The sequence below is a fragment of the Streptomyces sp. ATLC9 genome (assembly GCF_057196705.1).
Genome location: NZ_JBXUOY010000157.1, coordinates 1 through 12,611, shown reverse-complemented (window position 1 = coordinate 12,611; position 12,611 = coordinate 1). Strand labels below are relative to the sequence as shown.

Here is a 12,611-nt window from a genome sequence, read left to right as displayed (position 1 = left end):
GGGCCGCCCCCGGCACCGGGGGGGTCCGGGGGCCCGGACGCGCGGGGGCGGGACGCGGAGCCGGTCACGCGTCCGCCGGGACCTCCGGGCGGGAGGCCGTACCCCGGCAGGTGGTTCCCGGGGGCGGGAGGACACCGTCGACGAGGTAGCGGTGGACGTGGGCGTCGACCTCCGCGTTGCCGGCCAGGGCGTAGATCTCGTGATCGCCGGAGTCCTCCACCGTGAGCAGCCCGTGGCCGAGCAGTCCGGCCATGGCGACGCCGCCGTCGTAGTGGTCCATCGGGTCGCCGTCGGCCTGGACGACCAGGCCCGCCGGGTAGCCGTCGCGCGTGATGCGGGTGGGCTCCTCCGGTGCCGTGAAGGTGCGGAACGCGCCGACCCACGGCTGGGCGCGCAGTACGCCGTAGCCGTAGGGGAACCGCTCGCGGAAGTCGCGCATGTCCTGGCGGTAGGTCTCCAGGTCGGCGGGCCAGGCGTGTTCCAGGGTGATGGCCTCCAGGACTCCGACGCGCAGGTCGCCCTCGCTGTCCTCGGGCCGCCAGGTGCCCTGTTCGGCCAGGAGTTCGCGGCAGCGCTCCGGGTCGCCGGCCGCGGTCGCCTCCCGCAGGCCCGCGACCAGCAGGCCCAGTTCCTCCCAGCGGCTCCGGTCGGTGGCCCGGTTGCCCACCGCGCCGTCGAGGAGGGTGCGCAGGTGGGGGGTGTCGCACTGCTCGTCGAGGCGGGCGACGACCTCCTCCACGGCGTCGAGCACCTGCTGCGGGCCGGTGCCGAGGCCGAAGTGGCCGTGACGCGCGGCGGTCCACCGCGCCCAGCGGTCGACGTTGCGCCGGACGGCGTCGCCCTGCCACAGGAACTGCTCGCGCCAGGTCCACCCCGGGTGGACGCAGGAGTCCAGCACGCTGCGGTCCAGGCGGTCGGGGAACATGCTGCCGAAGACCGCTCCGACGTAGGCGCCGTAGGCGTATCCCACGAAGCTGATCCGCTCCTCGCCGAGGACGGCGCGGATGACGTCCATGTCGCGGGCGGTGTTGCGGGTGCTGATGTGCCGGCGCAGTTCGCCGCCGGCCCGCTCGCAGGCCAGCTCGCGCAGCCGCATGTCCTCGGCCAGGGTCTCGAACGCGGAGTTGGGGGGCCGGGAGTCGAAGGAGGCGGAGGGGACGGTGACCTCGGCGTACAGCCGGGTGGAGTCCCCGGTGCCGCGCGGATCGAAGCCGATGAGGTCGTAGACCTCGTGGACGGGGCCGCCCTCGTACTTGCCCGGCAGCTCACGACCCAGGCCCCAGTCCCCGCCGGGCCCGCCGTTGACGGCCAGCAGGACGCCGCGGCGGCGGGCGGGGTCGGTGGCCCGGCGGCGGCTGAGGGCGATGGTGAGGCGCTCGCCCTCCGGGTCGGCGTAGTCGCGGGGGACCTCGATGGTCGCGTACTCCACCCCGGTCCCGCTCCTCCCGGTCCCCTCGCCGGTGTCTTCGGGGCCGTCGGTACCGCCGGGCGTGCGGGCCGTCCACCGCGGCCGCTGGGAACCGAACGCGCGCAGCGCGTCGGCGCCCGCCGTTACGGACGGATTGATCGCCATCGGAAACCTCCGTTCTCGTCAGGGCGCCAGCGTCCCGTCAGCGTCTCGAAGACGGCTGGAGCGCCCTTGGACCGGAAGTCCCCCGGCGCGGTACGGCGAGAGCCGCCAGCAGCCCCGCGGCGGTGAACAGCGCGGCGCCGGCCAGGGCCAGCCCGTAGCCGGAGGCGAGCGCGTCCTCCAGGGCCGCTCCGCGGGCGATCTCGTGGTCCGCGCGGGCGGTGGAGAGGGTGGCCAGGGTCACCAGGCCGACGGCGCTGCCGAGCTGGCGGGTGGTGTTCAGCAGGCCCGAGGCCAGTCCCGCGTCGCGGGCGGGTACGCCGGCGGTCGCGGCGTTCGTCGTCGCGTTGAGGACCGCGCCCATGCCGAATCCCAGCAGCAGGGCGGGGCCGAGGACGTCGGCGGCGTAGGCGGAGCCGGCGTCCACCCGGGAGAGCCACAGCAGTCCGGCGCACGACAGCGACAGCCCGCCCAGCAGCACCGGCCGGGGGCCGGTGCGGGGCACCGTCCGCGCGATGCCCCAGCCTCCGAGGGCGATGCCCAGGGACATCGGCAGATAGCTCAGCCCGGTGCGCAGCGGGCTGTAGCCGAGCACCTGCTGGAGGACCAGGGTGAAGAAGTAGAAGGTGCTGAAGAGGGCCGCGATGCCGAAGAAGGCGACGAGGTTGGCGGCGGTCAGCGACCGGTTGCGGAAGACACCGAGCGGCACCAGGGGCTGCCGGGCGAACCGGGCCTGGTGGAGCACGAAGAGGCACAGCAGCGCCACCCCGGCCGCCGCCGTGCCCCAGGCCCGCGGTGAGTCCCAGCCGTGGGCGCTGGAGGCGGCGACGCCGTGGACGGTGGCCATCAGGCCGCAGGTGACGGCCAGCGCCCCCGGCAGGTCCAGGCCCCTCCTCCCCCGCGGCCCGTCACGCCGCGGCCCGGTCTCGGGGACCGCCCAGCACACGGCGGCGAACAGCAGCAGGCCCAGGGGAACGTTGATCAGCAGCACCCAGCGCCAGGAGAACCACTGGGTGACCACGCCTCCGACCAGCACCCCGGCTGCCCCGGCGGCTCCGGAGACCGCGCTCCACATCCCGAACGCCCTGGCGCGGGCGGCGGGTTCGGTGAACGTGGTGCCGAGCACGGTGAGGGTGGCCGGCGCCATGACGGCCGCGCCCAGCCCCTGGAAGGCGCGGGCGAGCACGAGTGTCACCGGGTCGTCCGCCGCCCCGCCGACGCTGCTGGCCAGTGTGAACAGGGCGACGCCGAAGAGGAAGACGCGGCGCTGCCCGAACAGGTCCGCGAGCCGTCCGCCGAGCAGCAGGAAGCCGCAGACGGCGACGGTGTAGGCGTTGTTGACCCACTGCAGGGTGTGCCTCTCGAAGCCCAGCTCCTCGGCGATGACGGGCAGTGCCACGTTCACCACCGAGGCGTCGAGCACGTTCATGAACTGCCCCAGGCAGCAGGCGAACAGCACGAGGCCGAGGCGTCCGCCCCTCCCGTGGTCCGCTCCGGTGTTCCCGCCGGCTGTGGTGTCCGATGCGCGCGGTGTCGAGGTGGTCATGCGATGACGCTGCGGCGGCCGGGTGGACGGCCGGTAGCGGTGCGGTCGAGCCCCGTCCGCGCGCCTCGCTCCCACCACCCCGCCGCACCGTGCTCCAGAAACGCTCCAGCGCGCTCCCAGTGCGCCCCCAGACGCCGCTGCCACCGTTCGCTGCCTACCGATGTGCGGCCGGCCGACTTGCCGAGGAGAGCGCCATGGCCAAGATCACTTACAAGCACCCCAACGGCACCGAGACCATCGTCGACGTGGCGGCGCCCAACACGGTCATGCGCGGCGCCAAGATCAACAACATCGACGGCATCGAGGCCCAGTGCGGCGGCTCCGCCCAGTGCGGGACCTGCCACGTCTACGTCGACGAGGCCAACACGCTGCCCCTTCCCGAGATGCACGAGTCCGAGGACGAGGTGCTGTACGGCACCGCCTGCCCGCGCCGCGACAACAGCCGGCTGAGCTGCCAGCTCCCGGTCTCCGAGGAGATCGACGGCCTGGTGGTGCACCTGCCGGAGGCGCAGAGCTGATGGCCGGGGCCGCGGAGGAAACAGCGGAGGGGACGGCGGAGGGGGCCGCCCGGGAGCCCGGCGCGCCGGACGTCGTCGTCGTCGGCGCGGGGCAGGGTGGCGTGGAGACCGTCGCGGCGCTGCGCGCCCGCGGCTTCTCCGGCCGCATCACCCTGGTCGCGGAGGAGACCGCGCTGCCCTATCAGCGCCCGCCGCTGTCGAAGGGTTACCTGCTGGGCACGGTGGACCGGGCCGGCCTGGAACTGCGGCCGGACGACTTCTTCTCCGCCCTCGACATCGACCTGGTCCGCGGTGACCGGGCGGCGGGGATCGACCGGGAACGCAAGGCCGTGGAGCTGGGCTCCGGCCGGGAGCTTCCCTACGGACGTCTGGTCCTGGCGACCGGTTCGCGGCCCCGCCGCCTGCCCGTGCCCGGGGCGGACCTGGAGGGCGTGCGGACCCTGCGCTCCCTGGCCGACGCCGACGCGCTGCGGCGGCGGCTCACCGGCGGCCGGGAGCTGGACGTGGTGGTGGTCGGCGCGGGCTTCCTCGGTCTGGAGCTGGCCGCCACCGCCCGTACGCTCGGCCACCGGGTCACGGTCGTCGAGGCGTCCGCGCGGGTGATGTCCCGGGCGGTCACCGAGGCCGTCTCGGAACACGTCGCGGCCGAGCACCGCGGGCAGGGCGTCCGCCTCCTGTCCCGCCGAGAGGTGGTGGCGCTGCGCGGCGGCACCGGGCCCGAGGGCTCCGGCCGCGTACGGGTGGTGGAGCTGGACGGCGGCGAGCGCCTGGCGGCCGACCTGGTCGTGGTCGGCATCGGCGTACTGCCCAACGTCGAACTCGCCACCGCCGCCGGACTGCTGGTGGGCGACGGCGTCATCGTCGGCCCGCGGCTGCGCACCAGCGATCCGGACGTGTACGCCGTCGGTGACTGCGCCCGCTTCCCCAGCCCCTGGACACCGCGGCACATCCGCCTGGAGTCGGTGCAGAACGCCTCCGACCAGGCCCGCCGCGTGGCGGCCGACATCCTGGGCGAGACCGGGCCGTACACCGCGGTCCCGTGGTTCTGGTCGGAGCAGTACGGACTGCGACTGCAGATGGCCGGGCTCACCGCGGGCCACGACGAGGCGGTGGTCGCCGGCGATCCGGACACCGGGCGCTTCTCGGTGTTCTGCTTCCGCTCCGGCCGCCTGGTCGGCGTGGAGTCCGTCAACCGGCCCGCCGACCACGGCATCTCGCGCCGCCTCCTCGCCTCGGGCACGGACCTCTCACCGGAGGAAGTCGCCCGCCCCGGTTTCGACCTCAGGGCCCGCGCACAGCGGCGGCCCGCACCACCGGCACAGCACGCACAGCACGCAGAGAGGCCAGTCAATGCCTGACACAGCGACCGTCCCGCCCGCCACCGCCACCCCCTCCGCCCCCGACGCGCGGCGACGCGTCCCACCGCGCGTACTCGCCGTCTGGTTCGCGGTCCTGACGATGCTCGCGGGCCTGCTCGTCACGGCCGCCGACTCCGGGGAGGCCCAAGCGCACGGCCGGGGCCCGGCGATCACCGGCGCCTGGGAGGTGGCCGTCACCGTCGGCACCGGCCCGGACGCCACCACCGCCGTCTCGCGCTTCGTCTTCCACGAGGACCGCACCGTGACGACCGACGGCACCCCCGACGAGAACGGCGTGCCGCAGTACCCCGGCACCGGGTACTGGGTGGCCCGCGGCGGGAACGCCTTCTCCTTCTACGTGACCCACCCCGGGCCCTCGGAGCCCGCCGAGGGCGTCTTCCCCGGCACCGTGCACGCCGTCCACCTGGGCAGGGTGTCGGGCCGCGGCTTCACCACGACCGCCACCGCCTTCACCGTGCTGGAGCAGGACGGCACCGTCTTCGGCCCCGTCACGGTATCGGCCCGGGGCACCCGGCTCGGCTGAGCCCGCCACCCCGCGTCCGTCCGCGCCCGTACGACCGCCCGTGCCCCGCTCCCCACGAGCCGGGCCCGGCCGCTTCTCGTCCGCGGCTCGAGCGCCCCCGGATAGCGTCCGGACGACCACAGGACACGCCGCGCACGGCGGAGACACGAAGTGATGGAGAGGAGCGGGATGTGACCGCTTTCGACGCAGGGGTCCCCTGCTGGGTGGACGCGACGGTGCCCGACCTGGAGGCGGCCAAGCGCTTCTACGGTGAGCTGTTCGGCTGGGCCTACCACGACACCGGCCACGGGGCCTCCGTGGTGGCACTGCGCGACGGGAAGACCGTGGGGGCGCTGGCCGCGGACCCGGAGGGCGCCTCGGGCGTGTGGAACCTGTACTTCGCCTCGACGGACGCGGCCGGGGCCGCGGACCGCATCGGGGAGGCCGGCGGCCGGGTCGTCACCGGACCGTCGGTGGTACCCGGTATGGGCACCAGCCTGCTGGCCACCGATCCGGGCGGCACGGTCTTCGGCCTGTGGCAGGCGGACGGCCACGCGGGCTTCGACCTCCACGGCGCACCCGGCTCGTTCTTCTGGCCCGAGGTCTACACGCGCGACAAGGAGCGCGTCGACCCCTTCTACGAGGCCGTCCTCGGCTATCAGGGACAGCAGGTCTCGGAGGGCACGGAGTTCGACTTCAAGCTCTTCTCGCTGCCCGGCAGCCCTCAGCCGGTCGCGGCCCGTCTCCAGATGGGGCCGTACCAGCCCGCCGACCTCCCGGCTCACATGCTGGTGTACTTCTCCGTCGAGGACTGCGACAAGGCCGCGGAGACGGTCCGCTCCCTGGGCGGGGAGGTCCGGCGCGAGCCCATGGACAGTCCGTTCGGCCGTTCCGCCCTGCTCTCGGACGACCAGGGCGCGCGCTTCGCCGTGATGGGCCCGGCTCGTCGTCGCGTCCGCCGTACGGGGCTCACTCCCCCCAGGCGACCGGCAGGGAGGTGAGGGTGTGGTTGATCTCCCCGGTGTGCCAGGGCAGTTCCTCCTCGGGCACGGCGAGCCGCAGACCGGGGAAGCGGCGCACCAGGCCCTCGATCGCGATCTCCATCTCCATCCGGCCCAGGTGCTTGCCCAGGCAGTGGTGGACACCGTGGCCGAAGGAGATGTGCGGGTTGTGGGAGCGGGCCAGGTCAAGGCGGTCGGGGTCCTCGAAGACGGCCTCGTCGCGGTTGGCCGACGCCAGTGCCAGCAGCACCGCGTCGCCCTTGGCGATCGTCACCCCGCCGACCTCGACGTCGGCGGCGGCGACGCGCGGGAAGCCGGTGGTGTCGGTGGCGAACAGGTTGACGTGGCGCAGCAGTTCGTCGACCGCCACGGGGATGCGGCCGGGGTCCTCCGCCAGCCACAGCCACTGCTCGCGGTGGTGCGCCAGCAGGGCCAGCACGGAGTTGGCGAGCTGGTTGGCGGTGGTGTCGAAGCCGGCGCCGATCAGGGTGAAGCCGAAGGTGACCAGCTCCTCCTCGCTGAGCCGGTCGCCGTCGTCGCGGGCGGCGATCAGTTCGGAGAGCATGTCGTCGGCCGGGTTCGCCCGCTTGTCGGCGATCAGCCCGACGATGTACTCGCTGAGCCTGGCCAGGCCGTTGAGCGACTCCTCGCCGCCGGCGCGGTCGTCGACGGTGGCGAACGCGCGGGCCCACTTCTCGAAGTCGCGCAGGTCCTTCGACGGCACGCCCAGCAGCTCGCCGATGACCGTCAGCGGCAGCGGCAGCGCCAGCTGCTGGACCAGGTCGACCGTGCCGCCCTTGGCCAGCATGTCGTCGAGCAGTTCGTCGGCGACGCGCTGGACGCCGTCCCGCATCCGCTGGACGCGGCGCAGGGTGAACGCGCCGGCCACCAGCTTGCGGAGCCGGGAGTGCTCGGGCGAGTCCAGCGAGATGATCATCTCGGGGGTGGTGTGCATCGTCCCGCCGATGCGCGGCGCGCCCGGCCCGCAGGCCAGGGCGCGGCTGAGCCGGGGGTCGGCCGACAGCTCGCGCACGTCCTCGTAGCGGGTGACCAGCCAGGCGTCCACGCCTCCGGCGGTGTGGACCTTCACCACCGGCTGTTCGGTGCGCAGCTTCGCGTAGCGCGGGTCGGGGCCCCGGTACGACGATCCGGGGAAGGGGTAGGTCTCCATCCCCCCATGGGCGACCGGGCAGCCGGCCGCGTCCTCGGCGGAAGGCTCCGCAAGGGGTTCCGCAAGGGGTTCCGCAAGGGATTCGGTGAGGGGTTCGACGGGTGAGACGGACAAGGTGGCACCTCCGTTGGAGCGGACGGGAGACCGCGCCGGCGGGCGCGGGCGGATGCGGCGGAGCGCACGACGGCGGGGCCCGGAGGCTCCGCCCCCGCGTGGGCCCCGCCCCCGTCTCACTCCTCCTCGGGGCCGAGCAGGACGGCCGAGTAGTTCTTGCGGGCGGCGGTGTCGTACTGGAGCGCGACATGGCTGGTCGCCGAGGTGATGTCCCGCCAGAACCGCTGCAGCGGACGCCCCTCCCCCAGCCCGCCGGTGCCGGCGGCGCGGATCAGCAGGGTGACGGCCTCGTTGACGATCTCCGCCGCGAACGTGGCGTTCCGCTCGTTGCGGGCCATCAGCGCGGGGGTGAACGCCCGCTCGTCGATGACATCGGCGTTCTGCTCCACCAGATGCCGGGCGGCGTCGATGCGGCCGGAGGCGCGCACCACCTTGATCTCGGTGGACGGGTTGCGCCGGCGCCCGGTGACGGTCGCCGCGCACGCCTCCAGCGCCCCCGCCGCCGCCCCGACCACGGGGGCGATGAACGTCAGGCCGCCCACGGCCTGGAAGGGCACGTTGTGGGAGGGGACGGACGAGCCCGTGTTGCGGCCGGTGAGCATGTCGGTGCGGTCGAAGGACAGGTACGCGGGCACGAACGCGTCCTCGACCACCACCGTGTGGCTGCCGGTGGCCCGCATCCCGACGCTGTCCCAGCTCTCGACGACCGTGTAGTCGCCCGCGGGCAGCGCGAAGAAACGCATCCTCGGCGGACCCTCGGCGCCGGCCACCGCGGCGCACACCAGCGCCCAGTCGGCGAAGTCGACGCCGCTGACGTAACTCCACCGGCCGCCCAGCCGCCAGCCGCCCTCGGTGGGGACGGCCCGGCCGGCGGGCATCAGGGCGGTGGCGATGACGGTGTCGGGGTCGGTGCCCCACAGGGCGCGGTGGCCCTCCTCGGGCAGGTGCGAGGCGAAGCGGGCCGAGTAGGCGCTCAGCGAGGCGCACCAGGCGGTGGCCGCGCACCCCTCGCCGACCGTCATCACGGCACGGGTCAGCTCGGCGAAGGACCCCTCGGCGCCGCCCCACCGGGAGGACACGAAGTGGCGGGCGAAGCCGGACTCCCGCAGCGCCGCGACGACCTCGGGCGTCAGCGCGCGGGATGTGTCGGCCTCGGCCGCGTGCCGGGCCGCGAGGACCCGCAGCTTCTCCGCGGCCATCGCCGGCCCGGCGTCCGACAGTGTGTCCGGCGGTGTGTCCGTCCGTACGTCCGGCAGTGTGTCCGGCAGCGTGTCGGCAGGCATCCTGGTGACCTCCTGTGGTGAAGGGCCTTCGTTGGCCGGGCCAGCTTGCGCACCCCGCCTCGAAGGCCGCTGCACCGTCACTGGACCCCGGCCCGGACCCGGCGCGGCCGGATGCGGCGCGCCCGGAACTCCGGTCAGAAGAGCTTCCCGAAGCGCTCCAGGGTCTCGCCCGGGCTCGGGCCGTCCAGCGCCTGGAAGATGCGCCGCGCGCCCTCGCCGTGCTTGTGCAGCTTCACGTGGGCCAGCTCCACCTTCGTGGTGCCGGCGTCGACCTGCGTGAAGTCGACCTCGATCTCGCTGGCGCGCTCGTCGTCGGTGATGGACTGCCAGTTGCCGTCGATCCGCCAGGTCATCACCAGCCGGCGCGGCGGGTCCCACTCCAGGACGCGGCCCCAGGCGATCTCGTTGCCCTCCACGTCCCACTCGTAGTAGCGGCCGCCGACGCGCGGCTCGAAGGCGAGACCGGCGCGCTCCTTCTTCAGCAGGACGTGGGACGGGGGCCACCAGTCCGCGGGACGCCCGGTGAAGACCTTGAAGCTCTCCTCGGCCGTGGCCGCCACGGTCACCGACTTCCGCACGTCCGGGATCGTCACGTCCGGGATCGTCTGCTCGGGCATGGGCCCCTCCTCAGTCCTGGGTTGGCTCCTGGATTGCGCACAACGGACGGCCACACCCTCGCGGCCGGTACTCGACCGGGTGTCGAGCGCGGCTGGAACCCGCGTACGGCGGGACGCCTCGAGGAGGAGTCGAGAGACCCGCAAGGTGTGCCGGTCACGGTCGTCGTCACCCAGGACCCCTACGGATACGGGAGAGCACGATGACAGACGCGGAGCGACGGGTCGCCTTCGTCACCGGTGCCACCAGCGGCATCGGACTCGCCGTGACCGAACTGCTGGCCCGCCAGGGCGTCGCGGTGTTCGGCGTGGCGCGTGCCGAGGAGAGCGTCAAGGCACTGGTGAAGCGGCTGCGCGCGGAGGATCTGGAGGTGTCCGGCACGGTCTGCGACGTCTCCTCCGGCGAGCAGGTGCGCGCGGCGGTGACCGCGGCGGTGGCCGAGTACGGCCGCATCGACATCCTGGTCAACAACGCCGGCCGGGGCGGCGGCGGCGTCACCGCCGAGATGCCCGACGATCTCTGGCTGGACGTGATCGACACCAACCTCAACGGCACCTTCCGAGTCACCCGCGAGGTGCTGAGCACCGGCCGCATGCACGAGGGGGGCTGGGGCCGGATCATCAACATCGCCTCCACCGGCGGCAAGCAGGGCGTGGAGCTCGCCGCGCCGTACTCCGCCTCCAAGCACGGCGTCATCGGCTTCACCAAGGCCGTCGGCAAGGAGCTGGCGAAGACCGGGATCACCGTGAACGCCGTCTGTCCCGGCTACGTCGAGACCCCCATGGCCCAGCGCGTGCGCCAGGGCTACGCGGGCCACTGGGGCGTGACGGAGGAGGAGGTCCTGGAGAAGTTCCAGGCGAAGATCCCGCTGGGCCGCTACTCCACCCCGGAGGAGGTCGCCGGCCTGGTCGGCTATCTGGCCTCCGACATCGCCGCCTCCATCACCGCGCAGGCGCTCAACGTCTGCGGCGGCCTCGGCAACTACTGACCCGCCCACCCACCGCGGCCGGCCGACGACCGGCAGGCGGCCGACCAGCCAACGACAGCGCGGACCGGGGACGGGCGCGCAGAGACGGAGCCGGGACATGACCGACACGGGCACCACACTGCTTGCCGGGCCCGAGCCCGACATCAGCTCCTTCCGCACGGCGATGGGGTGCTTCCCCACCGGCGTCACGCTGCTGACGCAGGGCAGCGGGGACACCCTCTCCGTGATGACCCTCAACAGCCTGACCTCCGTGTCCCTCGACCCGATGCTGCTGCTGGTCTCGGTGAAGCGGGACGGCAGGATGCGGCCGCGGGTGGCGGCCGGCGGCGGCTTCGCCGTGAACGTACTGGCCGAGGAACACCGCATGCTCTCGGGCGAGTTCGCCCGGCCGGACCGGCCCGCGGGCGCGGAGGCCATGCGGCGCGTCGGGGCGGTCGAGGGGATCACGGGCAACGCGGTCGTCCCCTCGGCGTCGGCCTCCTTCGAGTGCCTGCTGCACGCCGAGCACGAGGCGGGCGACCATGTGCTGCTCGTCGGGCGGGTGGTGGCGCTGCGCTCCGAGCCCGGCGCCCGTCCCCTGCTGTTCCACCGGGGCCGGTACGCCTCGCTCATCTGAGCGCCCGACCCCGGCCTCCGAACCCCGGCGCACAGCCGCCTGCCACGCCCCACGACACATGGACGGAGAACCATGGTCACGCCCACGACAGCGGTCAGGAGCACCGTCTCCCCGGCCGCCCGCCCTCCGGCCGCCGCGACCCCCTTCCTGGAGGAGGTGGCCGACGGCGTCCACGCCTTCGTCCAGCCGCCGGGCGGCTGGTGCCTGAACAACGCGGGCCTGGTGACGGGCCGGCCCGGCGGCGAGGGCCCGCCCGTCCTGATCGACACCGCGGCCACCGAGGCCCGCGCCCGGCTGCTGCGCCGGGAGGTGGAGAGGATCGCCCCGGACGGTCCGGGCGTCGTCGTCAACACCCACTTCCACGGCGATCACACCTTCGGCAACAGCCTGTTCACACCGCGGGCGGTGGTCGTCGCGCACGAGGGCACCCGCGCCGACAGCGCCGAGGCGGGGCTGGGGCTGTGCGGGCTGTGGCCGGGGGTGGAGTGGGGCGAGATCCCGCTGACCCTGCCGACGCTGACCTTCCGCGACGGCCTCACCCTCCACGCCGGGGGGCTGCGCGTGGAGCTGCTGCACCTGGGCCCCGCGCACACCGCCGACGACACGGTGGCGTGGGTACCCGAGCGCGGTGTGCTGTTCACCGGCGACCTGGTCTGGTCGGGGGTGACACCGTTCGTGCTGATGGGTTCGGTGAGCGGTTCGCTGCGGGCGCTGGAGCGGATGCGGGCCCTCGCCCCCCGCGTCGTGGTCCCCGGCCACGGGCCGGTGGGCGGAACGGAGTTGCTGGACGCCACCGAGGCGTATCTGCGGTGGCTGCTGCGGGTCGCACAGGAGGCCGTACGCGACGGGCTCTCCCCGCTGGAGGCGGCGCGCCGCGCGGATCTGGGCCGTTTCGCCTCACTGCTCGACCCCGAGCGCCTGGTCGGGAACCTGCACCGCGCCCGCGCGGAACTGGAGGGGCTGCCGCCCGGGGCGCGGATGGACGTGGCCGGCCCCTTCGGGGAGATGGTCGCCCACCACGGAGGACTGCCGGACTGCCACGCCTGAGGCGGCGTGCCGGATCCGGTGGGGAGGAGATGACGATGATCACCGATGCGCCGGAGCACGATCCCCTGAACCACGACTTCTGGGACGTCCCCGCCCCCCTGCTGGCCGGAGAGGAGGACGACGCGTCCGAGCCGCACATCTGGCGGGGGATCGACTGACGGCCCGTCCCGGACCTCGGAGCGGAACGGTGCGCGAGCGGCACGGGTGCCGCCCCGGGCCCCCCGGCGCGGGGGGGGGGGGGGGCGGGGGGGGGGGCGGGCG

The 12,611-nt window shown here is 74.1% G+C and carries 13 protein-coding genes; 8 read left to right on the top strand and 5 right to left on the bottom strand.

The genetic code is table 11. From position 1 onward, the window contains the following. Nucleotides 1–64: 64 nt before the first annotated feature. The gene (locus AC2CJA_RS16880; RefSeq protein ID WP_484603523.1) at nt 65–1,573 is read right to left on the bottom strand and encodes an alpha/beta fold hydrolase; all 1,509 of its coding nucleotides are present in this window, start codon (nt 1,571–1,573) and stop codon (nt 65–67) included. Nucleotides 1,574–1,610: 37 nt separating this feature from the next. Beyond that, complete coding sequence (locus AC2CJA_RS16875) at nt 1,611–3,116, bottom strand: MFS transporter (RefSeq protein WP_484603522.1); 1,506 nt, start codon at nt 3,114–3,116, stop codon at nt 1,611–1,613. Between the two features lie 194 nt (nt 3,117–3,310). Between AC2CJA_RS16875 and AC2CJA_RS16870 the strand changes: the two genes are divergently transcribed. The 4 genes from AC2CJA_RS16870 (at nt 3,311) to AC2CJA_RS16855 (ending at nt 6,516) form a co-directional block, all read left to right on the top strand. After that, the gene (locus AC2CJA_RS16870; RefSeq protein WP_241713521.1) at nt 3,311–3,634 is read left to right on the top strand and encodes a 2Fe-2S iron-sulfur cluster-binding protein; all 324 of its coding nucleotides are present in this window, start codon (nt 3,311–3,313) and stop codon (nt 3,632–3,634) included. After that, complete coding sequence (locus tag AC2CJA_RS16865; protein WP_484603521.1) at nt 3,634–4,992, top strand: NAD(P)/FAD-dependent oxidoreductase; 1,359 nt, start codon at nt 3,634–3,636, stop codon at nt 4,990–4,992. The genes AC2CJA_RS16870 and AC2CJA_RS16865 overlap by 1 nt, the downstream gene beginning before the upstream one ends. Beyond that, nucleotides 4,985–5,536, top strand: coding sequence for a hypothetical protein (locus AC2CJA_RS16860; RefSeq protein WP_484603520.1), 552 nt, complete (start codon nt 4,985–4,987; stop codon nt 5,534–5,536). Before AC2CJA_RS16865 ends, AC2CJA_RS16860 begins: the two co-directional genes overlap by 8 nt. A 170-nt stretch (nt 5,537–5,706) precedes the next feature. Beyond that, the gene (locus AC2CJA_RS16855; protein WP_484603519.1) at nt 5,707–6,516 is read left to right on the top strand and encodes a VOC family protein; all 810 of its coding nucleotides are present in this window, start codon (nt 5,707–5,709) and stop codon (nt 6,514–6,516) included. Here AC2CJA_RS16855 and AC2CJA_RS16850 read toward each other — a convergent pair. The 3 genes from AC2CJA_RS16850 to AC2CJA_RS16840 all read right to left on the bottom strand — a co-directional run bounded on the left by AC2CJA_RS16850 (nt 6,485) and on the right by AC2CJA_RS16840 (nt 9,701). Beyond that, nucleotides 6,485–7,687 (bottom strand): cytochrome P450, encoded by a 1,203-nt coding sequence (locus AC2CJA_RS16850; protein ID WP_484603518.1) that lies wholly within the window; start codon nt 7,685–7,687, stop codon nt 6,485–6,487. The two genes, AC2CJA_RS16855 and AC2CJA_RS16850, sit on opposite strands and share 32 nt — an antisense overlap. 230 nt (nt 7,688–7,917) lie before the next feature. Then, nucleotides 7,918–9,084: an acyl-CoA dehydrogenase family protein gene (locus AC2CJA_RS16845; protein WP_484603517.1), complete on the bottom strand. Its 1,167-nt coding sequence runs from the start codon at nt 9,082–9,084 to the stop codon at nt 7,918–7,920. Nucleotides 9,085–9,218: 134 nt separating this feature from the next. Beyond that, nucleotides 9,219–9,701, bottom strand: a complete 483-nt coding sequence (locus tag AC2CJA_RS16840; RefSeq protein WP_484603516.1) for an SRPBCC family protein — start codon at nt 9,699–9,701, stop codon at nt 9,219–9,221. A gap of 200 nt (nt 9,702–9,901) precedes the next feature. Here AC2CJA_RS16840 and AC2CJA_RS16835 point away from each other — a divergent pair, with 200 nt between their 5' ends. The 4 genes from AC2CJA_RS16835 to AC2CJA_RS16820 all read left to right on the top strand — a co-directional run bounded on the left by AC2CJA_RS16835 (nt 9,902) and on the right by AC2CJA_RS16820 (nt 12,508). Continuing rightward, nucleotides 9,902–10,687, top strand: a complete 786-nt coding sequence (locus AC2CJA_RS16835) for an SDR family NAD(P)-dependent oxidoreductase (RefSeq protein ID WP_484603515.1) — start codon at nt 9,902–9,904, stop codon at nt 10,685–10,687. A gap of 97 nt (nt 10,688–10,784) precedes the next feature. After that, nucleotides 10,785–11,303, top strand: a complete 519-nt coding sequence (locus tag AC2CJA_RS16830) for a flavin reductase family protein (RefSeq protein WP_484603514.1) — start codon at nt 10,785–10,787, stop codon at nt 11,301–11,303. 72 nt (nt 11,304–11,375) lie between these two features. Next, the gene (locus AC2CJA_RS16825) at nt 11,376–12,350 is read left to right on the top strand and encodes an MBL fold metallo-hydrolase (protein ID WP_484603513.1); all 975 of its coding nucleotides are present in this window, start codon (nt 11,376–11,378) and stop codon (nt 12,348–12,350) included. A gap of 35 nt (nt 12,351–12,385) precedes the next feature. Continuing rightward, the gene (locus AC2CJA_RS16820) at nt 12,386–12,508 is read left to right on the top strand and encodes a hypothetical protein (RefSeq protein ID WP_484603512.1); all 123 of its coding nucleotides are present in this window, start codon (nt 12,386–12,388) and stop codon (nt 12,506–12,508) included. Nucleotides 12,509–12,611: the final 103 nt, after the last annotated feature.

What these genes read in the sequence shown, in the direction of transcription:
- AC2CJA_RS16845 (WP_484603517.1), bottom strand. Translation starts at nt 9,084, where the DNA reads ATGCCTGCCGACACGCTGCCGGACACACTGCCGGACGTACGGACGGAC.
- AC2CJA_RS16875 (WP_484603522.1), bottom strand. Translation starts at nt 3,116, where the DNA reads ATGACCACCTCGACACCGCGCGCATCGGACACCACAGCCGGCGGGAAC.
- AC2CJA_RS16830 (WP_484603514.1), top strand. Translation starts at nt 10,785, where the DNA reads ATGACCGACACGGGCACCACACTGCTTGCCGGGCCCGAGCCCGACATC.
- AC2CJA_RS16820 (WP_484603512.1), top strand. Translation starts at nt 12,386, where the DNA reads ATGATCACCGATGCGCCGGAGCACGATCCCCTGAACCACGACTTCTGG.
- AC2CJA_RS16825 (WP_484603513.1), top strand. Translation starts at nt 11,376, where the DNA reads ATGGTCACGCCCACGACAGCGGTCAGGAGCACCGTCTCCCCGGCCGCC.
- AC2CJA_RS16870 (WP_241713521.1), top strand. Translation starts at nt 3,311, where the DNA reads ATGGCCAAGATCACTTACAAGCACCCCAACGGCACCGAGACCATCGTC.
- AC2CJA_RS16840 (WP_484603516.1), bottom strand. Translation starts at nt 9,701, where the DNA reads ATGCCCGAGCAGACGATCCCGGACGTGACGATCCCGGACGTGCGGAAG.
- AC2CJA_RS16835 (WP_484603515.1), top strand. Translation starts at nt 9,902, where the DNA reads ATGACAGACGCGGAGCGACGGGTCGCCTTCGTCACCGGTGCCACCAGC.
- AC2CJA_RS16865 (WP_484603521.1), top strand. Translation starts at nt 3,634, where the DNA reads ATGGCCGGGGCCGCGGAGGAAACAGCGGAGGGGACGGCGGAGGGGGCC.
- AC2CJA_RS16880 (WP_484603523.1), bottom strand. Translation starts at nt 1,573, where the DNA reads ATGGCGATCAATCCGTCCGTAACGGCGGGCGCCGACGCGCTGCGCGCG.
- AC2CJA_RS16860 (WP_484603520.1), top strand. Translation starts at nt 4,985, where the DNA reads ATGCCTGACACAGCGACCGTCCCGCCCGCCACCGCCACCCCCTCCGCC.
- AC2CJA_RS16850 (WP_484603518.1), bottom strand. Translation starts at nt 7,687, where the DNA reads ATGGAGACCTACCCCTTCCCCGGATCGTCGTACCGGGGCCCCGACCCG.